This window comes from Streptomyces sp. SAI-127 (assembly GCF_029894425.1).
In the GTDB taxonomy this organism is placed as follows: Bacteria; Actinomycetota; Actinomycetes; order Streptomycetales; family Streptomycetaceae; genus Streptomyces.
In genome coordinates this window covers 5,875,186-5,901,569 of the sequence record NZ_JARXYJ010000001.1, presented here as the reverse complement: position 1 = coordinate 5,901,569, position 26,384 = coordinate 5,875,186, and the positions used below count along the sequence as shown (strand labels likewise).

At 70.6% G+C, this 26,384-nt stretch carries 23 protein-coding genes and 1 pseudogene; 11 read left to right on the top strand and 13 right to left on the bottom strand.

Going from position 1 to position 26,384, the window contains the following annotated elements; translation table 11 throughout:
* Window positions 1-182 precede the first annotated feature (182 nt).
* Window positions 183-938, bottom strand: a complete 756-nt coding sequence (locus M2157_RS27105) for a GPP34 family phosphoprotein (protein WP_057608460.1) — start codon at window positions 936-938, stop codon at window positions 183-185.
* A gap of 235 nt (window positions 939-1,173) precedes the next feature.
* Between M2157_RS27105 and M2157_RS27100 the strand changes: the two genes are divergently transcribed.
* Together M2157_RS27100 and M2157_RS27095 are read left to right on the top strand one after the other, a co-directional pair.
* On the top strand, window positions 1,174-3,741 hold the full coding sequence (locus tag M2157_RS27100; protein ID WP_280866423.1) for a D-alanyl-D-alanine carboxypeptidase: 2,568 nt from the start codon (window positions 1,174-1,176) through the stop codon (window positions 3,739-3,741).
* Between the two features lie 153 nt (window positions 3,742-3,894).
* Window positions 3,895-5,748 (top strand): MFS transporter, encoded by a 1,854-nt coding sequence (locus M2157_RS27095; protein ID WP_280866422.1) that lies wholly within the window; start codon window positions 3,895-3,897, stop codon window positions 5,746-5,748.
* Window positions 5,749-5,762: 14 nt separating this feature from the next.
* Here the strand turns inward: M2157_RS27095 and M2157_RS27090 are convergent, their stop codons facing one another.
* Window positions 5,763-6,602 (bottom strand): hypothetical protein, encoded by an 840-nt coding sequence (locus M2157_RS27090; protein ID WP_280866421.1) that lies wholly within the window; start codon window positions 6,600-6,602, stop codon window positions 5,763-5,765.
* Between the two features lie 78 nt (window positions 6,603-6,680).
* Here M2157_RS27090 and M2157_RS27085 point away from each other — a divergent pair, with 78 nt between their 5' ends.
* Window positions 6,681-7,469 carry an SDR family oxidoreductase gene (locus tag M2157_RS27085; protein ID WP_280866420.1) on the top strand — a complete coding sequence of 263 codons (789 nt, stop codon included), beginning with the start codon at window positions 6,681-6,683 and terminating at the stop codon, window positions 7,467-7,469.
* A 126-nt stretch (window positions 7,470-7,595) separates the two neighbouring features.
* Window positions 7,596-9,176: a Na+:solute symporter gene (locus tag M2157_RS27080; RefSeq protein WP_280866419.1), complete on the top strand. Its 1,581-nt coding sequence runs from the start codon at window positions 7,596-7,598 to the stop codon at window positions 9,174-9,176.
* 19 nt (window positions 9,177-9,195) lie between these two features.
* On the opposite strand, the gene M2157_RS27075 is transcribed toward M2157_RS27080, so the two are convergent.
* The gene (locus M2157_RS27075) at window positions 9,196-10,314 is read right to left on the bottom strand and encodes an ADP-ribosylglycohydrolase family protein (RefSeq protein WP_266518008.1); all 1,119 of its coding nucleotides are present in this window, start codon (window positions 10,312-10,314) and stop codon (window positions 9,196-9,198) included.
* A gap of 143 nt (window positions 10,315-10,457) precedes the next feature.
* Complete coding sequence (locus M2157_RS27070; protein ID WP_280866418.1) at window positions 10,458-11,282, bottom strand: NAD(P)H-binding protein; 825 nt, start codon at window positions 11,280-11,282, stop codon at window positions 10,458-10,460.
* A gap of 123 nt (window positions 11,283-11,405) precedes the next feature.
* Here M2157_RS27070 and M2157_RS27065 point away from each other — a divergent pair, with 123 nt between their 5' ends.
* Entirely contained in the window at window positions 11,406-11,816 is a 411-nt protein-coding gene (locus tag M2157_RS27065) for a helix-turn-helix domain-containing protein (RefSeq protein ID WP_280858260.1), read from the top strand.
* 10 nt (window positions 11,817-11,826) lie between these two features.
* Here the strand turns inward: M2157_RS27065 and M2157_RS27060 are convergent, their stop codons facing one another.
* Window positions 11,827-15,138, bottom strand: a complete 3,312-nt coding sequence (locus M2157_RS27060; RefSeq protein WP_280866417.1) for an ATP-binding protein — start codon at window positions 15,136-15,138, stop codon at window positions 11,827-11,829.
* A gap of 89 nt (window positions 15,139-15,227) precedes the next feature.
* Between M2157_RS27060 and M2157_RS27055 the strand changes: the two genes are divergently transcribed.
* Window positions 15,228-15,734: a DUF2165 domain-containing protein gene (locus M2157_RS27055; RefSeq protein ID WP_266517996.1), complete on the top strand. Its 507-nt coding sequence runs from the start codon at window positions 15,228-15,230 to the stop codon at window positions 15,732-15,734.
* On the opposite strand, the gene M2157_RS27050 is transcribed toward M2157_RS27055, so the two are convergent.
* The 3 genes from M2157_RS27050 to M2157_RS27040 all read right to left on the bottom strand — a co-directional run bounded on the left by M2157_RS27050 (window position 15,727) and on the right by M2157_RS27040 (window position 19,873).
* A complete protein-coding gene (locus M2157_RS27050) occupies window positions 15,727-16,287 on the bottom strand; it encodes a hypothetical protein (protein WP_280858262.1) in 561 nt (186 codons plus the stop codon). The genes M2157_RS27055 and M2157_RS27050 overlap by 8 nt on opposite strands.
* Window positions 16,288-16,359: 72 nt before the next feature.
* Window positions 16,360-18,972: a bifunctional FO biosynthesis protein CofGH gene (locus M2157_RS27045; RefSeq protein ID WP_280858263.1), complete on the bottom strand. Its 2,613-nt coding sequence runs from the start codon at window positions 18,970-18,972 to the stop codon at window positions 16,360-16,362.
* 58 nt (window positions 18,973-19,030) lie between these two features.
* Window positions 19,031-19,873: an LLM class F420-dependent oxidoreductase gene (locus tag M2157_RS27040; protein ID WP_280866416.1), complete on the bottom strand. Its 843-nt coding sequence runs from the start codon at window positions 19,871-19,873 to the stop codon at window positions 19,031-19,033.
* A gap of 202 nt (window positions 19,874-20,075) precedes the next feature.
* Between M2157_RS27040 and M2157_RS27035 the strand changes: the two genes are divergently transcribed.
* Window positions 20,076-21,209 carry an NAD(P)/FAD-dependent oxidoreductase gene (locus M2157_RS27035; protein ID WP_280858265.1) on the top strand — a complete coding sequence of 378 codons (1,134 nt, stop codon included), beginning with the start codon at window positions 20,076-20,078 and terminating at the stop codon, window positions 21,207-21,209.
* 28 nt (window positions 21,210-21,237) lie between these two features.
* Here the strand turns inward: M2157_RS27035 and M2157_RS27030 are convergent, their stop codons facing one another.
* The 3 genes from M2157_RS27030 to M2157_RS27020 are packed head-to-tail and all read right to left on the bottom strand — an operon-like array spanning window position 21,238 to window position 22,298.
* Window positions 21,238-21,600: a hypothetical protein gene (locus M2157_RS27030; RefSeq protein ID WP_280858266.1), complete on the bottom strand. Its 363-nt coding sequence runs from the start codon at window positions 21,598-21,600 to the stop codon at window positions 21,238-21,240.
* A gap of 21 nt (window positions 21,601-21,621) precedes the next feature.
* Window positions 21,622-21,870: a hypothetical protein gene (locus tag M2157_RS27025; protein WP_280866415.1), complete on the bottom strand. Its 249-nt coding sequence runs from the start codon at window positions 21,868-21,870 to the stop codon at window positions 21,622-21,624.
* Complete coding sequence (locus M2157_RS27020; RefSeq protein ID WP_280866414.1) at window positions 21,867-22,298, bottom strand: ATP-binding protein; 432 nt, start codon at window positions 22,296-22,298, stop codon at window positions 21,867-21,869. Before M2157_RS27020 ends, M2157_RS27025 begins: the two co-directional genes overlap by 4 nt.
* A 204-nt stretch (window positions 22,299-22,502) precedes the next feature.
* Here M2157_RS27020 and M2157_RS27015 point away from each other — a divergent pair, with 204 nt between their 5' ends.
* Entirely contained in the window at window positions 22,503-23,357 is an 855-nt protein-coding gene (locus M2157_RS27015; RefSeq protein ID WP_280866413.1) for a helix-turn-helix transcriptional regulator, read from the top strand.
* A 10-nt stretch (window positions 23,358-23,367) separates the two neighbouring features.
* Window positions 23,368-23,532 carry a DUF397 domain-containing protein gene (locus M2157_RS27010; protein WP_280866412.1) on the top strand — a complete coding sequence of 55 codons (165 nt, stop codon included), beginning with the start codon at window positions 23,368-23,370 and terminating at the stop codon, window positions 23,530-23,532.
* Here M2157_RS27010 and M2157_RS27005 read toward each other — a convergent pair.
* Window positions 23,524-24,351: an endonuclease/exonuclease/phosphatase family protein gene (locus M2157_RS27005; RefSeq protein WP_280866411.1), complete on the bottom strand. Its 828-nt coding sequence runs from the start codon at window positions 24,349-24,351 to the stop codon at window positions 23,524-23,526. The genes M2157_RS27010 and M2157_RS27005 overlap by 9 nt on opposite strands.
* A 104-nt stretch (window positions 24,352-24,455) precedes the next feature.
* Between M2157_RS27005 and M2157_RS27000 the strand changes: the two genes are divergently transcribed.
* On the top strand, window positions 24,456-24,848 hold the full coding sequence (locus M2157_RS27000; protein ID WP_280858272.1) for a nitroreductase/quinone reductase family protein: 393 nt from the start codon (window positions 24,456-24,458) through the stop codon (window positions 24,846-24,848).
* A 34-nt stretch (window positions 24,849-24,882) separates the two neighbouring features.
* Here M2157_RS27000 and M2157_RS26995 read toward each other — a convergent pair.
* Window positions 24,883-25,137: pseudogene (locus M2157_RS26995) on the bottom strand (transposase); the annotation flags it as partial.
* Window positions 25,138-25,559: 422 nt separating this feature from the next.
* On the opposite strand from M2157_RS26995, the gene M2157_RS26990 reads away from it, so the two are divergent.
* Complete coding sequence (locus M2157_RS26990) at window positions 25,560-26,384, top strand: helix-turn-helix transcriptional regulator (RefSeq protein WP_280858273.1); 825 nt, start codon at window positions 25,560-25,562, stop codon at window positions 26,382-26,384.

Below are 26,384 nucleotides of genomic sequence, written 5' to 3'. Positions count from 1 at the left end.
GCCCGCACATGCGGCCGCGCGGGGCGGCGGAACCCGGCGACGCCCGATGTACGGACGTACGGTTCCGTCGCCCCGCGCGGACCAGCGGCTCCCGGACCGGTCTTTGGGGACTGACGGTGCGGCGGCTGAGTGGTGCGTGGTGCGGTTCGTGCTGCCGGCGGTGCGTGCCGTGGAACTGCGGCTCAGTGAGCCACGGCGCGCGCCATCGGTCCTCGGCGCGGTTGCATCGGAACGCCGCGAGCGGGTTCCGGTGCGGGCCTGGCCCCCGGGGCGGCCTGACGGCCGGCGGGTGCCGGGCTACGACGTGGCTGTGCGGCCACACCGTTCTGGACGTCCATCACGGCGTGCGCGACGAGACCGCCCATCGGGTCGTGCCTGATGAGGTCCCGCAGCCGGGACCTCGAGGACCGTCCCTCGTTGCCCGGATACAGGTGCTTGCCGAGGCCGACCGCGTGTGCCAGGGCGGCGAGCGCGGCGGTCCGCGGGTCCGGCGGTACGCCGGTGCGGATCGCCGAGTCCAGTCGGGACTTGATCTCCCGGCTGATCTCGTTGTCCGTCGCCTGGTAGCGAGTCGTCGGCAGCACTCCGCACATCTGACCCGCCACGGCATGAACCATGCCGCACCGCTCCAGATGCGAGAGGTATGTCTGGCGGAGCCCCAATCGCGGCCCGCCGATCCAGTTCACTGCCCGCACGGGAGCGCCACGCCTTCGCAGCAACTCCAACGCGCAGTCCAAAGTCGGATCTCCAGTCGGCCGTGGGGCTACCACGGCGATACGATCCCCGTCTGGGGCTATCCGTCCGGCCAGCGCCAGCTCCACTAGCTGTGCTCCGGCCAGACCGAGGTCGAGCGACTGCGGCTGTGCGGTGGTACCCGTGGTCGGGTCCAACGCCAGCAGCAGAAGCTCCTCCGGAAGTGTTCTGCGGCTCCTGCCCATCCATGCCTCCCCGCGTGGATGAAAGACAGGGTGACCCCTCTCACATTGGTCTGTCGAGGGTGCGTGACCTCTTTGTAGTGGAACCGGTAGGTATGTCGTTCTCGTCTACCGCTTGGGACAGGGCCACACACAGGACACTGGTACATGGTTCGGACAGCGTGGTGTGGCGGCTGCCCGGGCGGCGATTCAACGGTTCGGCAGGCGCAGGGTGACGGATACCGATCACCCGCGGCACATGGAGGAGGCATCGGTGGCGGGCGAGTCCCCCGACAGGTCGAAGCAGCGCGAGTCGTCGGCAGAACCGACGTCGGGGAGCGCGAGTCCGGTTCCCGAGGCGAGGAGTTCCGCCCGCGATCCCCGGCTCGCGGTGGCACGGGAGTCCATCTCTCTGGGGGGCGTCGACACGGCCACGAGGGTCTTCTCGGTACGTGACCTCCCGAAGACCCCCGAGAAGCCCGACGAGAGCCCCGCAGAGGCCGGAACGGGCGGATCCGACACCGGGGAGCCCGACGACGCCCCCTCGGCCGCGGAGACGCGCCCTGAGGGCGCCGGCGGGGCGGAGGGTCCGGAGGAGGACCGGGAGGACGATTCGGCCACGGCAGAGAGCTCCGGCGACGCCGACACGGACGATTCCGGTACGGCTGAAAGCGCCGGCGACTCCGACGCAGCGAAAGACCGGGACGACACGGACGCGACCGACGAACCGGATGATTCCGGTACGGCCGAGAGCCCCGGCGACTCCACACCGGGGGGAAACCCGGCCGACGCGGACACGACCGACGAACCGGTTGATTCGGCCACGGCTGAGAGTTCCGGCGACTCCGACGCGCCCGACGCACGGCTGCGGGACGCGGTGGCGGCGTGGGTCCGCACAGGGGACGAGAAGACCGGGCCCGAGGGCAAGGGCACCGAGCCCGCCGACGATGCCTCCGAGGACGAGTCCGCCCCGGACACCGAGTCGAAGACCCGCGCGGACACCGACGCGGCAACCGAGACCGACGCGGCCGAGACGGCCGTAGCCGACGACGAGGACCACGTTCCGGACACCGCCGACTCGGACTCCCCGGACGACCCCGACGAGGAGTCCCGCCCGGACACCGACAAGTCCGACTCCCCAGGGGCGCGGGGAACTGCGCGACCGGCCCCCGCCGACCCGCAGACCGACGACGAGCCGGACGACGACGGCGAGGCCCCCGAAGGCGGTGGGTCCGATGGCGCGGGCGTGAGCGACAAGCGTCCCGTCGACCAGCCCACCGCCGTGTTCAAGGCACCCCGGCCCCCCGTGGACCAGCCCACCACCATGCTGAAGCTCGGCAAGGCGGCGGACGCGGCGGACGCGAAGACGGCCGAGCCCAAGGATGCCGAGGCACCCCGCAAGCCCGAGACCCCCGCCGAGCGGACGAGCAAGTTCGTCGCGTTGAAGGCCCTCGACGAGCCGCGCGAGTCGCGGCCGAAGGCGGACGTGACCGCCGCCGTCCCCCAGGTCGGCCAGGTCGGCCCGGAGCGGACCACGCAGCAGCCCCTGCCGCCGAAGCCGCCCCTCGACCTGCTGGCGGAGCTCACCAACACTCCGCCGCCCCCGCCCAGCCCTCTGCGCACCCTCGGCCGCCGGGTCAAGATCTGGACCCCGATCCTCATCCTCCTGGTCGTCGCGTTTGCGATCGCGCAGTCCCTGCGCCCGCTGCCGACCCCCACGCTCAGCCTCACCGCCGAGGACTCCTACACCTTCGACGGCAGCAAGGCGCCGCTCCCCTGGCCCACCCAGGGCCAGGGCTGGCTGGACGTCAACGGCGTCGGCACGATGGGGAACTTCGGCAAGCAGACCCCCGTCGCGATCGGCTCCGTGGCCAAGGCCATGACCGCCTACATCGTCCTGAAGGACCACCCCCTCAAGTCCGGCGAGGAGGGCGCGAAGATCACCGTCGACGCGCTCGCCGAGAAGGAGGGCGGCTACAACAAGCAGGGCGAGTCCACCCTCAACACCGTCAAGAAGGGCGACGTCCTCACCGAGCGGCAGGCGATCGCGGCGATCATGATCCCGTCCGCCAACAACATCGCCCGGCTGCTCGCCCGCTGGGACTCCGGTTCCGAGGCGGCGTTCATCAAGAAGATGAACGACACCGCCGAGGAACTCGGCATGAAGAACACGAAGTACACCGACGCCTCGGGCCTGAAGGAGACCACCGTCTCCAGCGCCGAGGACCAGGTGAAGCTCGGCAACGAGCTGGTGAAGATCCCGGCGCTGATGGAGATCACGTCCATGGGACAGTGGATCGATCCGTCCGGACAGAAGTGGTACAACTACAACTATCTGGTCCCCTACACCGGCATCGGCATCAAGACCGGCACCACCACCGCCGCCGGCGGCAACCTCCTCTTCGCGGGCCGCAAGGAGGTCGGCGGGGAGAGCGTCACCGTCGTCGGCGCGATCCTCGGCCAGCACAAGGCGCCGATCATCAAGACCGTCAACGACGTCAGCAAGGTCGCGCTGCTCGCGGCCGAGGACGCCCTGACGTCGGCGAAGATCCTGAAGAAGGGGGACGTCGTCGGGTACGTGGACGACGGCCTTGGCGGCCACACCCCCGTCGTGCTGACCAAGGACGTCACCGCCGTCGGCTGGGCCGGCTTCAAGGTGAAGCTGTCCTTCGCCGCCGACGACGTACCGCACACCGCGAAGGCCGGTACCAAGGTCGGCAGCCTCACCGTCGGTGACGGCGAGGGCGGCGCGGTCAAGGTGCCGGTCACCCTGCAGAAGGATCTGACGGAACCGGGATTCACCGACAAGCTGACCCGCGTCGGCTGATCCGGAACCGGGACGGACACCTCACGCGGCCCCCGGCCGGACCCCGCCCGGGTTCCGGACGGCGGGCCGCGTGCTAGCGTCACGAACCGGGGCAGGTCGACGCTGGGGCGCGGCCGGGAAATGAAGACGGGACACCACGGGGAGTGCCTTCAGGTGGCCACTGCGGAGCCGACACGCGCCGACGACACCGACCCGGGCCCGGGTACCGGCCCGCGAATACGCGAGCCCGCAGAACCTGAGACCGAGCACGGCAGCCCTCCCACGGGCCTCAGAGCCAGGATCTGGACCGTTCTCCTCGCGCTGCGCGAGCGGCTGCTGCGCCACCCCGTCCTCTCCATGACCGCGCTCTCCGGCGTCCTCCACATCGTCTGGTTCTTCACGTTCGCGAACAGCGGCGGCGACCTCGCGGCACAGGACGCGTGGGCCGAGTTCGTCGGCCGGCACCCGGACTCCGCGTACAACCTGGCCTGGTACGGCGGCATGCACCCGGTGTCGTACAGCATCGTCTCGCCGTATCTGATGTCGGTCCTCGGCGTCCGTACGACGATGATGCTCGCCGGGACCGTCTCGGCCGGGCTGCTGACGCTGGTCCTCATCCGCAGCCGGTCGGTGAAGAACCCCCTGTGGGCCTCGCTGGCGGGCGTGTACGCCTTCCTGTGCAACGCGGCCTCGGGCCGGGTGACCTTCGGACTCGGCACGATGTTCGCGCTCGGCGCGGTCGCCGTCGTCTTCTGCTGGCCGCACCGCTGGCGCTACAAACGCTGGGCGAAAGCCCTGTGCGCTGCCACGCTCGCCGCGCTCGCGACCATGGCCTCACCGGTCGCCGGGCTGTTCGTGGGCCTCGTGGCGGTCGCCCTCTTCCTGCAGAAGCGGCGGCCCGGCGCCTGGGCGCTGGGCATCGCGCCCACGGCCGTCGTCGCCCTGTCCGCCTGGCTCTTCCCGTTCGCCGGCACCCAGCCGATGAAGATCGCCTCGGTGCTCCTGCCGCTGGCCTACGGCCTCCTGGTCCTCCTCCTCGTCCCGCGCGAGTGGACGACGGTCCGGATCACTGCCGGGGTCTACAGCCTGTCGGTCGTCCTGGTCTGGCTGGTGAGCTCCCAGATCGGCTCCAACATCTCGCGCCTGTCGATGCTGTTCGCGGGGGTGGCCCTGGCGGCCGCGCTGCCGTTCGCGGTGCCGCGCAGCCGCAAGTGGTACGCCATCGTCATCGCCTTCGCCGGGTTCACCACCTGGATCGGCTTCAAGTCCGTCGACGACGTCGTCCACACGACCCCCACGGCGTCCTGGGCACGCGAGCTGGCCCCCCTGGTCAACGAGCTCCAGGAGGTCGGCGCCGAGAAGGGCCGCGTCGAGGTCGTACCGGCCGCCTCCCACCGCGAGGCGTCCGCGCTCGCGCCGTACGTCAACCTCGCCCGGGGCTGGAACCGCCAGGCCGACATGGAGCGCAACCCGCTCTTCTACGACGACACCCTGAACTCCGCGAACTACCACGAGTGGCTCCAGCGCTGGGCCGTGCACTTCGTGGTCGTGCCGAAGGACGAGCCCGACGGGGACGGGGGCGAGCGGGAGCGGGAGCTGGTCCAGCGCGGGATGCCGTATCTGAAGCAGATCTGGGGCGACGCGAACTGGCAGCTGTTCCAGGTGACCGACCCGGCGCCGCTCGCCTCCCCGAACACGGTCGTCGACCGGGCCGCGCAGGGTGAGATGACCATGCGGGTGAAGAAGGCCGGGCGCATCCTCATCCGGATCCCCTACTCGCCCTGGCTGTCGATCGTGGACGCGGAGGGCAACAAGCTGAAGCCGCCGCAGGAGACGGACGCGTCGAAGGAGCGGGAGGACGGGGAGCCGAAGACCTTCGACAACGTCAACGGATGTCTGATGGAGACGCCGGAGGACGCGGACGGGGACAAGTGGACGATGCTGATCGCTCCGCGGGCGGGGACGTATCGGTTGGCGGCGCCGTATACGGTGCCGCGCGGGACGCCCTGTCCGGACGAGCTGAAGTGATCAGCGCAGTGTGATCAGCGCAGTTGATCCACGTAGGTGTCCGTGCCCGGGACGGTCGGGACGAAAGGCGCCAGCAGCTCCACCCGTCCGAGACCTGACTCCGCGACCTTCTCCTCCAGGCCCGTGAACCACGGGTCCCAGCACTCCCTCGGGTCCGTCTCCAGGAACCACAGCAGCGTGAGGCGGGTGTCGACGCCCTCCACCTGCTTCACGTAGGTCATGCGGTCGCCGGGGAGGGGGGTCGGGCGGAAGACGGTCACCATCGCCGCCGGGGAGCCCGTCACGCTCTTCGGGAGGTGCCGCGAGACCAGCCACTCCAGCAACTCCCCTCGCCGCTCCGGGGATTCCGCGTCGATCACCTCCAGCACCAGGCCCCGGTACGGGTGGTCCAGGGCGTGGAAGTCCCTCGGGCCCGCCGCGCCGTCGCGGTAGACCGTGGACTCGTGGTCCTGGAAGGCCGTGAAGACGTGGGTGCGGTCGCGGTAGACGCGGGCGTCGCGGTTGAGGCGCTTGTTGATGGCCACCGTCCACTTCATGTGGTCGTCGTAGCGGCCGTCGGTGACCCAGTAGGTGGAGAGATAGCAGCCCGCGGTCACCGGCTGGGCAACCGCCGACTTCTCCGGGACGCGCAGGAGTTGGAGGTCCCGGGTGGCCACCCAGCGGCGTCCCGCGTACATCCAGGGCATGGCCATCGCGCCGGCGTAGTAGTGATCGTCCTCGTACCAGCGGTTGTAGGCGTACTCGTGGCCGGGATGCGGTTCGACCATGGTGATCAGCGCGTGACCGGGGCGGACTCCGTAGGGTCCGACGGCGGCCAGTTCGGCGTACGTCTCGCTGTGGGTCTCTTCTGACATGGGACCTTCCCTCCTCCAGCACTCGCCCATACTCTGACGCCCCGTCAGATAATGCGCCAGAGCAGGGAGGCCGCCGGTATGTCACTTCTCTCCGGGAAGACCGTCGTCGTGTCGGGCGTCGGCGCCGGGCTCGGTCATCAGGTCGCCGCGGCCGTCGTACGGGACGGCGGGAACGCCGTGCTGGGTGCGCGGACCGAGGCGAACCTCGCGAAGAGCGCCGCCGAGATCGATCCGGACGGGGCGCACACGGCGTACCGGTCGACGGACATCACCGACGAGCAACAGTGCGTGCGGCTCGCGGAGTTGGCGGTGGAGCGGTTCGGGCGGCTGGACGCGGTCGTCCAGGTGGCCGCGTGGGACAGCTACTTCGGGGGGCTCGAGGACGCGGACTTCGCGACCTGGCAGTCGGTCATCGACGTGAACCTGCTGGGGTCGCTGCGGATGACCCGGGCCTGTCTGCCGGGGTTGAAGGCGGCGGGCGGCGGTTCGGTGGTGTTCGTCGGGACGCAGTCGGCCGTGGCCGCCCCCTCACAGGTGCGGCAGGCCGCGTACGCCGCCTCGAAGGGGGCGCTGACCAGCGCGATGTACTCGATGGCGCGGGAGCTCGGGCCGTACCGGATCCGGGTCAACACCGTGTTGCCGGGCTGGATGTGGGGGCCGCCGGTGCAGGCGTACGTGCGGTTCACCGCTCATACGGACAAGGTGCCGGAGGCGGACGTGCTCAAGCGGCTCACCGACCGGATGGCACTCCCCGATCTCGCGACCGACGGGGATGTCGCGGACGCGACCGTGTTCCTGGCCTCGGACCGGGCGCGGGCGATCACCGGACAGTCGTTGCTGGTCAACGCCGGGGAGCTGATGCGATGAGTTCACGTAGGTGAACGTAGGCCATCATCTCGAATATCTTTACCTCCCTTTGACCCTACACCAGCTTGTCGTGTCCACGCGGTGGCGCCCACGATGAGCGCCGGGCTGATCCCTGGGAGGGCGCATATGAACGGTCTCGACTGGGCCGTGCTCATCGGCTATTTCGGCGTGATGGTCGCGATCGGCGTGTGGTCGCACAAACGGGTGGACGACGTCAGCGACTTCTTCACGGCCGGCGGCAAGATGCCGTGGTGGCTGTCGGGCATCTCGCACCACATGTCGGGCTACAGCGCGGTGATGTTCACCGGGTACGCGGGCATCGCCTACACGTATGGCGTCACGTCGTTCGTCACCTGGTCCTTCCCCATCGCGCTCGGCATCGCCATCGGCTCCAAGCTGTTCGCGCCGCGTATCAACCGGCTGCGCTCACGGCTCCATGTTGCTTCCCCGCTCGAATACCTCAAGAACCGCTACGACTTGAAGACCCAGCAGGCGCTGGCCTGGTCGGGCATGCTGCTGAAGATCGTGGACGTGGGCGCGAAGTGGGCCGCGATCGCGACCCTGTTGTCCGTCTTCACCGGGATCTCGCTCAACCAGGGCATCCTGATCACCGGCGGCATCACGGCCGTCTACTGCACGATCGGCGGCCTGTGGGCCGACGCGCTCACGGAGTTGGGCCAGTTCGTCATCCAGCTCCTCGCCGGCATCGCGATGTTCATCGCCGTGGTCCTCAAGCTCAACGACAAGGGCATCGGCTTCTTCGGCGCCTGGGACGAGCCTGAACTCCAGGGTCACGGAGAGCCGCTGGTGGGCCCGTACGGCACGGTCTTCCTGCTCGCCTTCCTCTTCATCAAGCTCTTCGAGTACAACGGCGGCATGCTCAACCAGGCCCAGCGCTACATGGCCACGGCGAACGCGCACGAGGCCGAGCGCTCGGCCCGGCTGTCGGCGATCCTGTGGCTGGTGTGGCCGGTCGTCCTGTTCTTCCCCATGTGGATGTCGCCGCTGCTGGTCGAGTCGCAGAAGACGGACGGCTCCGACTCCTACGGCCTGATGACCGAACAGCTGCTCCCGCACGGCCTGTTGGGCCTGGTGATCGTCGGCTTCTTCTCCCACACGATGGCCATGTGCTCCTCCGACGCCAACGCGATCGCGGCCGTCTTCACCCGGGACTGCGCACCGGTGGTGTGGCGCAGGGCGCGCAGCTGGAGCCAGGGGCAGGGCCTGCGGGTCGCGCGCATCACGACGGTCGTCTTCCTCGGCCTGTCGATGGCGGCGGCGACCCAGGTCAACTCGCCCACCTTCAAGGACATCATCACGGTGGTCATCAGGTGGGTCGCCGGTCTGATGGGCCCGATGGCGATCCCGATGATGCTCGGCCTGCTCCGCCCCTTCCGCCGCTCCGGTCCCACGGCCGCGCTCACCAGCTGGTCGATGGGTCTGCTCGCCTTCTGGCTGGTCAACTACCCGATCAGCTGGAACGTCGAGGGCGGGGTCCCGCTCCAGTACCAGGTCTCCATCCCCCTGGCCGTCTCCCTGGTCCTCTACATCCTCATCGGCTTCATCAAGCCCGAGGACACCCCGGAGCGCCTCGCGATCATCGAGAAGATCAACACGGACGGGGACGGGGACGGGGCCGCGGCCGCGGCGATCCCGACTCCGGTGGGCGGTGTGGAGGACGTGATCGGTACGAAGGTCAAGGACTAGAAGTCTCGACCGGACCGGTCTAGGCCCTCGGATAGCGGGCCAGCCACCCCGGCGACGCCCCGGCCGGCCCGTGCAGGGCCGGCCCCTGAGTCATCTCCATGGCGAAGTCGTCGGCGAGTTCCAGCAGGGTGGGACGGCCCTCCAGCTCGGCCAGCCAGGCCGGCGGGAGGGCCGTCTCGCCGTGCAGGGCGCCCAGCAGGCCGCCGGTGAGGGCGCCGGCCGCGGCCGAGGGGCCGTCGTGGTTCACGGCGAGGCACAGACCGTGCCGTACGTCCTCCCCCACCAGCGCGCAGTACACGGCGGCGGACAGCAGCCCGTCCGCCGAACCGTCGGCGGCGAGTTCCTCCACGCGTGCCGGGGTGGGCATCCCCTGCCGTACGGCACCCAGGGCGTGCTGGAGCGCGTCCGACACGGGCTCGTGCCCGGGCCGCGCGGCCAGCAGCGCGAGCGCCCGCTGCACCGCCCCGTCGAGACTGTCGCCGAGGGCCAGCGCGTGCACGATCACGGCGTACGCGCCCGCCGACAGATAGGCGACGGGGTGCCCGTGGGTCTGCGCGGCACACTCGACGGCCAGCTGTACGACGAGCTGCGGCTCCCACCCGACCAGCAGCCCGAAGGCCGCGGACCGGGCGGTGGCCTCGGGCCCGAGTTCGTCCGGGTTCTTGGGCGACTCCAGCGTCCCCATGGTGTCGTCGCCGAACCCGAGGAGCAGGGACCGGGTCGGGTCGCGGCGGGCGTACAGCCACTCCTCCCGGGCCAGCCAGCCATCGTCCTTGCGCCGCTCGTCGGGTCCCCAGTCCCGCTGGGTGGCGGCCCACCGCAGATAGGCCCGGTGCAGGTCGGTGGGCGGATGCCAGGCGCCGGTGTCCCGGCGGACCTGGGCCCGTATGAGCCCGTCCACGGTGAAGAGGCTGAGCTGGGTGAGATGAGTGACGGCGCCGCGGCGGCCGTACCCGAATCCGAGGTCCACGAGCCCCTCGGCGCCGTACGCCTCCCGGATCTCGTCCAGTCCGAGCCCGTCGACCGGCGCGCCCAGCGCGTCACCCACGGCCACCCCGAGGAGCGTCCCACGCACCCGGCTACGGAAGTCCTGCTGCTCGGCACGCCCCCAGACGACGGCCCCGGCTGTCGCACCCACCAAGACCTCCCACGGCGACCGTCCGTATGTACGACGCTCAGCACTGTAATCGACGGGGGGGTGGGAGGTTCAGGGGGCGTGTGGGTATGCGAGGTGCGACCCGGTTGGTCCTCGAAGTACGGCTATCACCCGGAAATCGCAGGTCACCGGAAGACGGAGGCGTTGCGGGCCGCCCAGTCGGCGAAGGCGCGGGGCGGACGGCCCAGTACCCGCTCGATGTCCGGGCTGACGCGGCGCAGGCCGGGTGACGGGTTGCCGAGGATGTCGAGGGTGGCGTCCGCGATCGGCTCCGGCATGAACCGCACCATCTCCGCCCTGGCCTCGCCCCGGGTCTGCTCGACGAACCGCACCGGCTCGCCCACCGCGTCCGCGATCGCGGCGGTCTGCTGCCGGGGGGATATCGGGGCGGGCCCGGTCAGTTCGTGGATACGGCCGGCATGGCTGGGGTCCCGCAGCGCCACGGCGGCGACCTGGGCGATGTCCTCCGGATCGACGGTCGGCAGTGCGACGTCCCCGAACGGCGCCGCCACCGTGCGCTCGGCGCGCACCGCACCGGCCCACTGGAGGGCGTTGGAGTGGAACCCGCCGGGCCGCAGCATGGTCCATTCGAGCCCCGACCGCCTTACGGCGTCCTCCAGTTCGGTGGGATGGTCGCCGGTGGCGACGCCCTGCGAGGACAGCAGCACGACTCGCCGAACACCGCCGGCCCGGACGACTTCGAGGACGTCGTCGAGGTTGCCGCCCTGGGCCACGAAGTCGCCGGAGGTCAGGAGGAAGAGCGCTTCGGCCCCTTCGAGGGCGGGCTTGAGGGTCTGGGGTGCGGCGAGGTCGGCCTGGTGATGCCGTAGCCCTGCCGGGTTGTCACGGGGGCTTCGCCGGGAGACGGCAGTCACCTGCTCCCCGGCCGCGAGGAGTTCCCTCACGAGGGGCCGCCCGACGTTCCCCGTAGCACCGGTCACCACGATCATGTTGCTCCCCTTTTCCGAGGTCCTGGTCCGAGGTCCTGGACTGATTCCTGTGGACACACGGCGAAGCTACTATCGGGAAGCCAGTAGGTACCTAGAGGAAAGTAATGGACGGAGAGGGTTGATGTGACGGAGACCACAGCGCGCGGCCGCGGGCCCAGGACCGGTGTCCCTCCGGAGAACGCCTGCCCCATCGCCCCCGTCGTCGACATCGTCTTCAGCCGCTGGACCACACCGATCCTCTGGGCCCTCCACGAGTACGGCCGTCAGCGCTTCGTGGAAGTGGAACGCCGGATCGCCACCATCACCCCCAAGGTCCTGACCCAGCGCCTGCGCCAACTGGAACGCGACGGCCTGGTCCACCGCACGTACCACCCGGAGGTCCCGCCCCGCGTGGAGTACGAGATCACCGAACTGGGCCGCAGCCTGGCCCCGTTGTTCGCGACACTGGCGGATTGGTCACCGAACCTGGAGAGGGTGGAGGAGGCCCGGCGGGCTTATGACGCCAGGGACGGGGGCGGCGGGCGGGCGGGGTGACTCCCTTTCCTCAGTTCCTCGCAGCCCACATGGCCTGAATCGCGTCCCTCGCCTCGGTCACCGCTGTCAGGTATGTGGTGGCGTGGGAGGGAGGGCCCGGGGCAGGAGCGGTCACGAGTTCGGCGAGGATGCCGGCCAGGGTCGCCAGGTCGTCCCATTCCGGGGTGAGGGTGAGGAGTTCGGACAGGCCCGCGTCCGCCGTCGGGTCGTCGGACAGGGCGCAGCCCAGGAAGCAGTGGGCCTGGGCTCGCATCACGGGTGTCATCTCGGGGTCCTGCTCGACCAGGTGGGACAGGTCGCGCCAGAGGGGTTCGGCGGCGGCCGGTCCTTCGGAGCAGTGGACCGTCATGGCCAGTTGGAAGGTGCCGACGAGGGGGTCCGTGGTGCGCAGGCGCTCGGCGAGCGCGCGGGCCTGCGTCCACTCGCCGTGGTGGCGGTGGAGTTCCGCCCGGACGTCGTCCAGTTCCGCGGAATCGGTCGCCGACAACCGCTCCCCCGCCTCCTCCCCTCGCCCGCACCACATCAGCAGCTCGATCGCCGCGCCCCGCTCCCACGTCACCTCGGCGTCCAGCGCCGCACAGCGGTCCAGGTCCGACAGAGCCTGCTCCGTGCGGCCGATCGCCAGACACACCCGGCCCCGCCGGCCGTAGGCCCAGGCGTACTCGGGGTCGGCCGCCACGGCGCGGTCCAGGTGGTGGAGGGCCTCCTCGTAGGACTTGCGGGTGTGGTGGATCGCTCCCAGTCCGGCCAGGGCGGTCTCGTGGGCGGGGTCCTGTGCCAGAACAGCCTGGAGGGCGGCCGACGCCTCGTCGTGCCGCCCCGCTGTCCAGTACGCCCAACCCAGCTCGGCCTGGATCCACAGGGCGTCCGGCTCCGCCCCGACGGCCCGCCGCAGGTCCTCGAACATGCCGTCCTGGTCGTCCAGCCGACTCCTCACCCGGGATCTCATCGCCAGCGCCCAGGCGTAGTCGGGGATCAGCTCGACGGCCCGGTCGAAGTCGGCCAGCGCCGCCTCGTACCGGCCGAGTTCGTACAGGGACTGGGCGCGGCTCGCCAGCGCCGACGCGTAGCCCGGCTCCAGGGTGACCGCGCGCCCCAGTTCCGCCACCGCCTCCTCGTGCCGCCCGGCGAGCCGGTACGCGTCGCCGCGTTCCGACGCGACCCAGGCCAGCTCGGGCGCGAGCGCGGCCGCCCGGTCCAGGTCGGCGAACGCCTTGTCCAGGTCGCCCCGCGCACGGTGCAGCCGGGCCCTGCGCACCAGCGCCCACAGGTACTCCGGGTCGATGCTCAGCGCACGGTTGAAGTCGGCGAGCGACTCGTCGAGCCGGCCCATGCTGTGCCGGCACACCGCCCGCCCGGTCAGGGCGATGTCGTCGGTGGGGTCGAGGGCGACGGCACGGCTGAAGTCGGCGTCCGCCTCCTCGAGACGGGACGCCAGACGGTAGGTCTCGGCCCGCTCGGCGAGGATCCACCCGTTGTCGGGGGCCAGTTCGACGGCTCGGTCGAGCGCGGCCAGGGCCGCCGGGTAGTCCTCCAGCAGCTGGTGGGTGACGCCCCGGCCGTAGTGGGCCAGCGGTTGGTCCGGGTCGAGCTCGGCCGCACGGTCGTACTCCTCGAGCGCCTGCGCGTACTCCTGGCGGTTGCGCAGGTCCCTGCCGCGCAGCGCGTGCGCCTCCGCCCGCCCCGCCGGGTCGAGACCGGGACGGGCCAGGAGCAGGTCCGTCGCCCTGGTCACCCCGCTCTCCTCGTCCGCGAGCGCCGCGGCCAACGACCGCCCCCACTCGCGCAGTACGGCGTTGTCCGCCGCGTCGCCCGCCTCCTCCAGCATCCGTGCCCAGCGGCGGGCGACGACCTCGTCCTCGCGGCAGGCCACGACGAACCCGCGCAGCGCCTCGGCGAGCGCCGCGGGCGGGCGGGCGCACAGCAGGTGGTACATCTCCTCCAGGCGCAGCTCGCACCATTCCTCGTCGGCCCACAACTCCTTGGCGCGGCGGCCGAATCCGGCGTCCTCGCGCCACTCGGCGAACGCCTCCGCGAGCCGGCGGTGCCGGGTCGTCCACTCGGTCCGGGACCGGCGCCGCTCCAGCCGGAGCATCTGCGCGCGTACGACGTCGTGGTACTGGAGCCGGTCCCCGCGCTGTGCGACGAACGGCAGCCCGGTCAACCACGTGTACTGGGCGTCCAGTTCGTCTTCGGGGGCGGCGACGAGCACCCGGAAGACGTCCGCGTCCAGCCGTCTCGGCAGCGCGCAGGCCTTGGCGACCTTACGGCGGGCCTCCGGTTCCGGCTTCAGGAAGCGTTCCACCGCGGTCTTGCTCGGGTCGATCACGTCGTCCGGGCCGTCGGGGCGTCTGGCCGCGAGCGTCGACACGAGGACCGGGAGGCCGCCCGTCAGGCGAAGCACCTCCTCGACGACCGGCTCGGCCACGACGCCCCGCGCGGCGAGCAGGCGGCGCGACTCGGCCTCGGTGAAGGGGGCGAGCGGCACCTCCGCCACCGAGTCCAGGCCGCCCCAGCGGGCACTGTCCAGGGGCCGCTGCCCCGCGGTAACCACGACGACGGCGGCGGGCAGCCGGCCGTGCTCGCGGGGCTTGGTGAGGACGTCGTACAGCCACGGGTCGAGGAAGGGGCCGGTCCGCTCGTACGTGTCGAAGAACAGGGCGATCCACGGTACGGCGGAGGCGGCGGCCCTCAGTTCGCCGAGCAGTACGGGGGTGAGGATCCGCTCCGGGGTGAGCACCAGGTCGACGTCGTCGAGGTTGCGGAAGCGGGCGCCGAGGCCGGCCCGCAGCCGGTCGGCCCCCTGGGCGAGCCGGTCGGCGGGAAGGGCCCGGGTGACCAGGCCGACGCCCGGCAGGGCGGCCTCCAGTGCGCCCAGGCCGACGTCCACCGCCATCCTGCTTCCGGCCGACGCCGGCTCCGTCGAGGACTCGGGCGCGAGCGCGGCGAGGGTGGCCGCCTCCGCCTCGCGCCGCCGCTCCCGCCAGGTCGCCAGGCGCCGTTCCAGATCCTTCAACCGCCGTCCCTGGTCGGCGAATTCACGGCACAGGGTCTCCATCGCCTCCGGCACGCTGCCGACACTGTCGTCGACGTAGGCGGTGAGCGCCCCGCGTTCACGGGCGAGCTGCGCCAACTCCTGGACCAGGGAGGTCTTTCCGATGCCCGCGCTGCCGTGGACGTGGAACCGGAAGCGGTGCCGGGCGTCGGTGGCCGGGATGTCGAAGTTCCGCAGGAACGTGGCTCGTTCGCTCTCGCGGCCCACGAACCCGGCCCGTGTGCGCCGCAGGATCAGCTCCTGCGCCGACGGCTCCGCCTGCGTCATGCGTCCGTCCCCTCGTCGCGGCCCGTCCGCCTCTCATTCTGACGCAACCGATCTGGATCACGCCGTCCCGCGCGGGGAAGATGGCCCCCATGGCATCGACACCCCCACGCACCACACGCAGCGCACTCCACCTCTCCGCCACCCTCCTCACCGCGAGCGTCGCGCTGTACATAGCGCTCGTGGCGTTCGGGAACATCACGGACTTCGGGACCAACCAGGCGTTCGTACAGCACGTTCTCGCGATGGATACGACGTTCAAGGACGACGATCTGATGTGGAGAGCCGTCACCAGCAAGGGACTTCAGAACACGGCGTACGTCGCGATCATCGTCTGGGAGACGCTCGCGGCGCTCGTGCTGATCTACGGCACGTGGCTGTGGGTGCGCGGGGACGATCCGCGTGCCCGGCGCTTCTCCACCTACGGCCTGCTCATGCTCATGCTGCTCTTCGGCGCCGGGTTCATCGCGATCGGCGGGGAGTGGTTCTCCATGTGGCAGTCGGACACCTGGAACGGCCTGGACGCGGCGCTGCGGGTGTTCGTGCTCAGCGGGGTCGTGCTGCTGGTGGTCAATCTGCCGGACCGCAGCGCTAGTTGACGACGACGACCTTCGTCCCCGTCTCGCCGAACGTCCACAGTGCCGACCCGTCCGCCGTCTTCATGCGGATGCCGCCGGTCTGGGCGCCGTTCGCGGGCGGGGGCGAGGAGCCGTCCACCGCGTTGGAGAAGGCGACGTTCACGCCGCCCACGGCGGTGAAGTACACGATGTGCTCGATCCGCACGCCGTCGGACCCGGTCGTCGGATCTCCCCGGCGCAGCGAGACCGAGTAGGTGCCGGGGGCCGGGTCCACCGTCCCCGGCCAGACGGCGAAGGTCCGCCGGGCCGCCTCGCTCGCGTCGATCAGCCAGACCCGCTTGTCGCCGAGCGAGTAGACGATCCGGCGGCCGGTCCCGGAGGCGTCCGGGACCGCGGTCGCCGACGGCTCGGGCTGCGCGGACGCGCGCGGGGACGCCGAGACGCTCGGCCGGGCGGTGGCGGCCACGGTCGGCTTCGTTCCCTTGTCGGCCTGTACGGCCAGGGCGACGACGGCGGCTATCGCCCCCACGGTCAGACCCGTCACCCAGACCTTCGGGGCTGGCACGGCACGCATCTCCTCGGCTAAGGATCCCCGTCGAACGGGGGTCGGATCATCGTACCGGCCCCCGCCGAGACACCTCTCCCGTCAGTCCAGCACCGGCAGCAGCTCCGGCAGGTGCCCGTCGGAGACCTGCGCCGCCTTCTGCCGCTCCTCGGACACCTCCCCGTACAGCGTCGTGCGCGGACGTGCGGGACGGCCCGCCGCCTCCGCCACCGCGATCAGGTCCTTCACCGACTTGTACGAGCCGTACGACGAACCCGCCATCCGCGAGATCGTCTCCTCCATCAGCGTGCCGCCCAGGTCGTTCGCCCCCGAGCGGAGCATCTCCGCCGCACCCTCCGTACCCAGCTTGACCCAGCTGGTCTGGATGTTCGGGATCCAGGGGTGGAGCAGCAGGCGTGCCATCGCCGTCACCGCCCTGTTGTCCCGCATGGACGGGCCCGGGCGGGCGATGCCGGCCAGGTACACCGGGGCGTTGGTGTGGATGAAGGGGAGCGTCACGAACTCCGTGAAGCCGCCCGTGCGTTGCTGGATTCCGGCCAGTGTGCGCAGGTGGCCCAGCCAGTGGCGCGGCTGGTCCACATGGCCGTACATCATCGTCGACGAGGACCTGATGCCGACCTCGTGCGCGGTCTCGATCACCTCGATCCAGGTCGCCGTCGGCAGCTTGCCCTTGGTCAGCACCCAGCGGACCTCGTCGTCGAGGATCTCGGCGGCCGTGCCGGGGATGGAGCCGAGGCCGGCCTCCTTGGCCGTCGTCAGCCACTCGCGGATGGACATGCCGGTGCGGGTCGCGCCGTTGACGACCTCCATCGGCGAGAACGCGTGCACATGCATGCCGGGGACCCGCTCCTTCACCGCCTTCGCGATGTCGAAGTACGCCGTCCCCGGCAGGTCCGGGTGGATCCCGCCCTGCATACAGACCTCCACCGCGCCCACCTCCCAGGCCTGTTGGGCCCGGTCGGCCACCTGATCCAGGGACAGGGTGTACGCGTCGGCGTCCGTGCGTCGCTGGGCGAAGGCGCAGAACCGGCAGCCCGTGTAGCAGACGTTGGTGAAGTTGATGTTCCGAGTGACGATGTACGTCACGTCGTCGCCGACCACCGACTTGCGCACGTCGTCGGCCACTTGACACAGGGCGTCCAGGGCGGGCCCGTCCGCGTGCAGCAGCGCCAGCGCCTCGGCGTCGGTCAGCCGCGTGGGGTCGTCGGCGGCGACCCGCAGCGCCTGCCGTACGTCCGTGTCGATGCGCTCCGGCACCATTCCGGGTGCGGCCGCCTCGCGCAGGGCGCCCCAGTCGCCGTAGACCTCGTCGAAGTCGTCGCGGCGGTCGGACGTACGGCCCTCGGTGTCGATCGTGGCGTGCAGATCCGTACGGCCGGACGGGACGAAGACCTCCTCCGGCTCCTGCCAGGGCAGTCCCCGCGGCAGGGCGTCGGGGCGGGCGAGGCCCGTCTCCGGGTCCGCCAGCGCCGCCACGTGCGGCCGCAGCCTCGGATCCAGCCAGGGCTCGCCGCGCTGCACGAACTCGGGGTACACGCAGAGACGTTCCCGCAGCTCGAAACCGGCCGCCGCGGACCGTTCGGTGAGCTCCTCGATCTGCGGCCAGGGCCGCTCGGGGTTCACATGGTCGATGGTGAGCGGACTGACCCCGCCCCAGTCGTCGATCCCCGCCCCGATCAGCCGCTCGTACTCGCTGTCGACGAGGTTCGGCGGGGCCTGGATGTTGGCGGCCGGGCCCATGATGAGGCGGGCCACCGCCACCGCGGCGACGAGTTCGTCCAGTTCCGCGTCGGGCATGCCGCGCATCGCGGTGTCCGGCTTGGCACGGAAGTTCTGGATGATCAGTTCCTGGACGCTGTGGTACGCCCGTGCTGTGCGCCGGAGCGCGAAGAGGGACTCGGCGCGCTCCTCGTACGTCTCCCCGATCCCGAGGAGGATGCCGCTCGTGAAAGGCACCGACGAACGCCCGGCGTCCTCCAGCACCCGCAGCCGCACGGCGGGCTCCTTGTCGGGGGAGCCGTAGTGCGGTCCGCCGGGCTCGGACCAGAGCCGCTCGGCGGTCGTCTCCAGCATCATGCCCATGCTCGGGGCGACGGGCTTCAGCCGCTGGAAGTCGGTCCAGGACAGCACGCCCGGGTTGAGGTGGGGCAGGAGCCCCGTCTCCTCCAGGATCCGGATGGAGATGGCCCGGACGTACGCGATGGTGTCGTCGTAACCGTGCGCGTCCAGCCATTCCCTGGCCTCCGGCCAGCGGTCCTCGGGCTTGTCGCCGAGGGTGATCAGCGCTTCCTTGCAGCCCAGCGCGGCGCCCTTGCGGGCCACGTCCAGCACCTCGTCGGGGGACATGAACATGCCGTGGCCGGCCCGGCGGAGCTTGCCGGGCACGGTCACGAAGGTGCAGTAGTGGCACTTGTCCCTGCACAGCCGGGTGAGGGGGATGAAGACGCTCTTCGAGTACGTGATGACACCGGGGCGGCCGGCCTGTGCGAGGCCCGCGTCCCTGATGCGGGCGGCTGAGGCGGTGAGGTCGTCCAGGGCCGGGCCGCGGGCCTGGAGCAGCACCGCGGCCTCGGAGACGTCGAGGGCGACGCCGTCCCGGGCACGTTTGAGAGCGCGACGCATGGAGTTCTCGGTGGGGCCGGTACCGCCGGGGCGGTCGGTGGGGCCGGTTCCGGAGGTCGCGGAAGTCGTCATCCTTCGAGCATACGAGCGGTGTGATCAGGACAGAGGGGCTGACCGAAGGTGGGTGACGTCACACACCCTCACCATCACCCTGGACATAACGGTCATACTCGTCAAGCACCTTGAGTACCTCGGCCTCCCCCGCCGGGGGCAGCTGCAGCACGACCTCCTCGATCCCGAGCTCGGCGTAGTGGGCGAGCTTGCCCGGGGTGGGGACGACGGCGTACGGGACGACCTGGAGGGCGGCCGGGTCGCGGCCCGCGTCGGTCCAGGCGGTGCGCAGCACGGGCAGGGCCTCGGTCAGACCGCGTCCGCCGATGGGCAGCCAGCCGTCGGCGTACTCGCAGATGTGGGAGAACAGCTTCGGCCCTGCGGCACCGCCCACGAGGGTCCGCTTCCGGACGGGCTTGGGGAAGGCGTGGCTGGCCCGGACACTCCCGAACTGCCCCTCGTAGGCGGTCGGTTCATCCGCCCAGAGCGCCTGCATGAGCGCCATCCGGTCGCGGACCAGCTCCCTGCGCGTCCGCCACTCGACGCCGTGGTCGGCGGCTTCCTCGACGTTCCAGCCGAACCCGAGTCCGAGCGTGAACCGTCCGCCGGAGAGGTGGTCGAGGGTCGCGATCTGCTTGGCGAGGTCGATCGGGTCGTGCTGGGCGACGAGCGTGATGCCGGTGCCGAGACCGAGCCGCTCGGTGACGGCGGCGGCCTGGCCGAGCGCGACGAAGGGGTCGAGGGTGCGGCCGTACTCACGCGGCAGGTCGCCGCCGGCCGGGTACGGGGTGATCCGCTCGACGGGGATGTGGGTGTGCTCGGGCAGATACAGCCCGGCGAAGCCCCGCGCCTCCAGCTCACGGGCGATCCGGGTCGGGGTGATGGTCTCGTCGGTGAGGAAGATCGTCACGGAAATTCGCATGACTGCATCTGTACCGGGCCGGGGCGGGGATGTCCATACCGACTGGTCGGCATCTGTGGGGCGTATCGGAAGGACGGCCGCTGTCGGTCGTCTGTCGGGGCTGTCGGTCCGATGTCGGCGGCGTGTCGGCCGGGGCCCGGAGGCTTGTCGCAGATCCCGCCGGGTGACCGCCCGCCGGGCCTGCGACCTCTCGGGAGTCACCATGACCAGCCACGTCACGATCATCGGCGCCGGACTCGGCGGCCTGACACTCGCCCGCGTCCTGCACGTCAACGGCATCCCGTCCACCGTCTACGAGGCGGAGTCCTCGCCGGCGGCGCGTTCGCAGGGCGGGATGCTCGACATCCATGACTACAACGGCCAGCTCGCGTTGGAGGCGGCGGGCCTGATGGAGGAGTTCCGCGGTCTCGTTCTGGAGGGGCGTGAGGCGACGCGGCTGCTCGATCTGGACGGGACCCTCCTGTTCGAGAAGGCCGACGACGGCACCGGCGACCGTCCCGAGGTGCAGCGCGGCGAGCTGCGGCAGCTCCTGCTGGACTCGCTGCCGGCCGGGACGGTCCGCTGGGGCCACAAGGTCAGCGGCACCCGTGCGCTCGGCGACGGCCGCCACGAGGTGACCTTCGCCGACGGGAGCACCGTCGTCACCGGTCTGCTGGTCGGCGCGGACGGTGCCTGGTCACGGGTGCGGCCGCTGCTCTCCGCCGCGAGGCCCGAGTACACCGGCATGTCCTGCGTCGAGGCGTACCTGTACGACGCCGACACCCAGCACCCGGTCAGCGCGAAAGCGGTCGGGAGCGGGGCCCTTTTCGTGCTCGCGCCGGGCAAGGGCTTCGTGACGCACCGGGAGAGGGGCGGCAACCTGCACACCTACGTGATGTTCGCCCGCCCGCAGGACTGGTTCGCCGCGATCGACTTCACCGACTCCGCCGCGGCCACCGCCCGCATCGCGGCGGAGTTCGACGGCTGGGCTCCGGAACTCACCGCGCTGATCACCGACGCCGACACCGAACCGGTACTGCGTCCCTTCGCCGCCCTGCCCGTCGAACACCGGTGGGAGCGGGTGCCGGGAGTGACGCTGATCGGCGACGCCGCCCATGTCGCCGCCCCGAACGGCGAGGGCGCCAACCTCGCCATGCTCGACGGCGCGGAGCTCGCCCAGTCCCTGGCAGCCCACCCCGACGACACCGAGACCGCGCTCACCGAGTACGAACGCGCCATGTTCCCCCGCAGCGCCGCAACCGCCACCGAGGGCATCGAGCTCTACGCCCTCATGTTCGGCGACAGCACACCGCACGGCCTGATCGACATGTTCACCGGACACGAACAGGGCGAGTGAGCCACTCGGGCCGGCTTCAACGGCTCGGTCATGCGTTGAGGTAGTGGTACCTGCCGTCGCTCGGCGAGACGAAGAGTTGGCCGTCCCGAACCTGCCATTCGGTCGTGCCGTCGACTTCATGGCTGGCGAGGAAGAGGCCTGTTACGCGGTCTCCGTCCTCGTTGGCCGGGATCCTCGCCATGTCCCGAATCTGACGAACGAGCCAGTCCAGACCCGACTCGCGGATGTCGGCGCCGTAGAACAGGTAATGAATCCAGTTGACGTGCCGATGGGGAGTGCCCCATCCGTTGGAGTAGTGGTCGTCTTCGTGGGACGAGATGATCTCCTGGGCTGCGGCGAGTTGTTCCTCGTCGCACTCCAGCCATCCTCTGACCGACACGTAGATGCCCATCGATGTTTCCTCTCTCCACGTTCACGTACCGCCGCCTCCGCCACGGGCATCTTCCAGGGCCGTCATGATTGCGGGCGAGTTCCTGATCAGGACCCGGTGCCGGTAGGTCCGGACCACCGCGGCGGCGCCCGCGAAGTCGTTGGTCGGCGAGGCTCCTACGGCCGCCGCAAGCTCCGCCTCGAAGCGCTCCCGGTCGCCGGGGAAGCCGTATCGGCTGAGTGCACTGCGCAGGTCGTCCACGGTCCGGATCTCCGGGAGGGCCCGGCTCACCACCCCGGCACCCCGCACTCCGCCCACAGCAGCTTCCCGCCCTTCGACGCGCCCAGTTGCCGCAGTACCGACACGCCCGTCGCGTCGGCGCAGGCCCGGACCAGGTGCAGGCCGCGGCCGTTCTCGGCGTCCGGGGCGGCGGGAGGCTTGTCGGTCGTGAAGCCAGGTGGGACGCGGGGGTCCGTGTCCCAGACCGCGACCCGGACCCGTCCGGGGGCCGGTGACAGGAGGCGGAAGGCGTACGGGCCCTTCGTGTGGCAGTGCGCGTTCGTCAGCAGTTCTGCTGCGAGCAGCTCCGCTGTGGGGGTCAGGTCGGGAAGGTCGTGTGCGGCCAGGATCAGTCTGAGGGCGCCCCTCGCGATACCCGGTGCGCGTGGATCGTGCGGGAGATGCAGGGTGTAGTTCCAGGACGGGGATACGGTGGCCATCGGAAGTCTCCGGTCACTGAGGGGAGTTGGACAGATGCCTGGTGTCTCTGCCGTGGCGTCCCACGGTGCGCTTCCAGGTGGGGTGGCGCCTGAACATGACGATAGGGGGTTCGCAAAGGTGCTTTGCGGCACTTCGAAGGATCTCGGCCTCTTCTCCCTCGTGTGGGTGACAAACCCGCTGGACGCCCGGTAGGAGGAGATCCAATGACACCCCGGCCCGCGCCTACGGCTCGACGCGTCCGACTCGCGACGGAGCTGCGCAAACTCCGCGAGCGGGCCGGTCTGACCTCGACCGAGGCCGCACAGTTGCTCGGCACGAGTTCGGGTCAACTCAGCAACGTCGAGTCCGCCCGGTTCGGCGTGAGCCCGGAGCGCGTGCGCGCGATGGCCGCGCTGTACTCCTGCACGAACCAGCCCTACGTCGACGCCCTGGCCGACATGGCGGCCGAGAAGTCCCGCGGTTGGTGGTGGGAGGCGTATCGCGAGGTACTGCCCTCCGGGCTCCTCTCACTGGCCGAGCTGGAGCACCACGCCACAGCCGTCCGCACCGCCTTCACCGCCCACATCCCCGGCATGCTCCAGACCACCGAGCACGCCCGGGAGATCTTCAGCCAGGCGATCCCGGCTCCCACGCCACCGGCGGTGGAACACCGTGTCTCGCATCGGATCAAACGGCAGGACTTCGTGTTCCGAGCGGACCCGAATCCGTACAGCACGGTGATCCATGAGGCCGCCCTGCACATGCGGGTCGGCGGCCCGCGGGTGGCACGGGATCAGCTTCGGCATCTGATCGACATGAGCCTGCGAGAGCACATCACCCTGCGCGTACTCCCCTTCGACATCGGGGCGTTCCCAGGGTCGGGACAGTCGATCAACTACCTCTGTGGCCCCGTACCGCCCCTGGACACCGTGCAGTTGGACCAATTCCACGGCCCGGTGCTCCTCGACGCCGAGGCACATCTGGAGAAGTACCGGCGCCTCCTGGACGTCGTGGAGGCCATCGCCCTCAGTCCCGCAAAGTCCCGCGATCTGATCCACTCCATCATCCACAGCCTGTGAAGGAGCCGAGATGTCCACGCACGCCTGGCGGAAGTCGACCTACTGCCAAGAGGGCGAGGCCTGCGTCCACATATCCACCGACCGCAACAAAGTTCACATCACGGACTCCGACGCCGCCCAAACCATCGTCACCGTCAGCCACGCCGCCTTTGTCGCCCTGGTGAAGTCACTCTGACCCGTCCGCCAGGTCCGCCACCACCGCCGCATGGTCCGACGGCCAGACCCCGTCCACCGGACCGTCGCCCGCGCGCCGGACGCCCAGGACATGACCCAGCCCCCTCGGCCCCGGCGGGCCCACGTGGATGTAGTCGATGCGGACCGGTGGGTCCACGCGGACGTACGGGTTCGCCGGGTCCCAGGTCGCCGAGGGGGCCGTAGGGTCCGCGTACTCCCAGGCGTCCAGGAAGAGTTGGTCCGGGGCGGCTGGGGCCGTCTTGTAGCCGCCGAAGAGGCGGACCTCGTCGGAGTCGGGCCAGGCGTTGAAGTCGCCGGTGATCACCGGGGGGAAGTCGGTGCCGGAGCGGTGCGCGGCCACGAACTCCGCCAGCTCCGTGACCTGTTGGCAGCGGATCGCCGACGCGGTGGGGGCCGAGGTGAGGTGGGTGGTGAAGAAGGGGATGTCGTACGACGGGCCGGCCAGCCGGGTGTGGAAGGCTAGGCGGCCGTCGTCCAGCTCCTCAGGGGCCGGCAGCCGCAGCACGGCCTCGTCGACCACCGGCCAGCGGCTCAGTACCGCGTTGCCGACCTCCACCCCCGGGTCACCGATCCGCCGCTGCCAGCGCTCCGAGGCGGGCGACGCGGCCCAGGCCCAGTGCAGACCGAGCTCGCCCGCGAGCCACTCCGCGAGGTTCTCGCCACCTGAACCGTCCGCCGACCACACCTCCTGGAGGCCGACGACATCCGGCCGCAGCTCCCGCAGCACCGCCAGGATCGCCTTCTGGCGTTCCTCCCATGGGCCGAAGCGCCACCACAGGTTCCAGGTCACCACGCGCATCGCCGACACCCTTCATCCACCCGGCCGCACCCTGAGATCATCGAGTCCGTCGGTCAGGTTACGGAAGACCGGAGCGAAGACCAGAGACAGGAGTCTCACCACCCATGTCCCGCAACGCCGAGCGCAAGTACCGCGCAGCCACGGCCCTCCAGCGCCGCTTCAACCCGATCATGCGCCGACTGCCGCTCCAGACCGTCCTGGAGACCACCGGCCGCACCTCGGGCCTGCCCCGCCGGACCCCGGTGGGCGGCAAGCGGGTCGGCGGGTCCTTCTGGCTCGTCTCGGAGTTCGGTGAGCGGTCGCAGTACGTCCGCAACATCAAGGCCGATCCGCGGGTGCGGGTGCGCATCCGGGGGCGGTGGCACACGGGGACCGCCCATCTCATGCCGGACGACGACACCGCCGTACGACTGCGCTCGCTGCCCCTGATGAACAGCGCGGCGGTACGGGCTATAGGGGCCGGTCAGTTGACCGTACGGGTGGATCTGGACCATTGAATCCTCCCCCTCGTAAACGAGGGGGATTCCTGGCTCAGGCTGCCTGGCGGAACAGCGTCCCGCCAGGTCTTGCGCCATCAGCACCAGCCGGGTTGAGACCAGCCCGGACCAGCATCACACGGGCGGAGTTCTTGTCTCTGGGCGAGACGGTTCCACACGCGGCGCAGGCATAGGTTCGTTCGGACAGCGGTAGTGCGTGCTTGGTTCTCGCTCCGCACCGGGCGCAGTCCATCGTGGTGTGCGCCGGATGGACCAGGTGCACGATCCTGCCGTGCTTGCGGGCCATCTCCGACCCACCGGCACCGGTCCCACTCCGCCAGCAGCGCACGCTCAGCGGTCGACGACACACGCAGCCGGAACGTCCACCGGGCATGCCCGACGGCCCCGCTCTCCTTCACCCCCGACACGACATCCCCCCTCCCACACCCCGCCCGATCGCCGCAGCTTCCCTGAAGAGACCGTACGTGCGACACGCGCACATCCGTACCCCACTACGGCGAAGCCACCCCCACCAGCGAACACGGGCACACCCGTTCGCCTTCCGGCTCCGTCAGCGGCTTCGCGGGCGCTCCGCGTCGCCATCCACGGGATGCGATTCCTCCCCGGCGTGAACGCCGGGGCATCCTCGCAAGAATCAGGTGAAGAGATACGGTGGATTCGCCGACCGGACATCCCTCGGCATGTGTCTCGTTCGCGGAGGATGAGAGAAGGATGGACCGGGCGCTGCTGGCCGACTTTCTCCGGGCACGCCGGGAGGTGCTGCAACCGGAGGACGTGGGGCTTCCCCGCGGGCCACGGCGTCGTACCGGGGGACTGCGGCGCGAGGAGGTCGCCGCGCTGGCCGGCATGTCGGTCGACTACTACAGCCGGATCGAGCAGCAACGCGGTCCGATGCCGTCCGAGCAGGTACTCGCCGGACTCGCCCGGGGCCTGCACCTCAGCCTGAGCGAGCGCGACCACCTCTTCGACCTCGCCGGGCACTCGGCGCCGCGACGGCAGCTGCGCGACGACCACGTCAGCCCCACCATGATGCGGATCGTCGAACGGCTCGCGGACACACCGGCGTTGGTGATGTCCCGGTTCGGTGAGACGCTGCTGCAGAATCAACCGGCGGTCGCCCTGCTGGGCGACTACACCCGCTTCAGCGGAATGTCCCGCTACCTGGTCTACCGCTGGTTCACCGACCCCGCACAACGCGACCTCTACCCCGCCGAGGACCACGCCCTACGAGGCAGGGTCTTCACCGCGGAGATCCGGACGGTGCACACGGCGGAGCCCACGGGCCGGGCCGGCGAGATCGTCGCCGCGCTGCTGGAGGTCAGCCCCGAGTTCGCCGAGGTCTGGCGATTGCACGAGGTGGACGTCACCCACCACAACGACCTCAAGCGCTACCGCCACCCCGAGCTGGGCGAACTGGAGCTGTACTGCCAGCGCCTGATCGACCCCGACCAGGCTCAGGAACTGCTCGTCTTCTCCGCCACACCCGGCTCACCCAGCTACGAAAAGCTCCAACTCCTGCCCGCCGTACGGGACTAG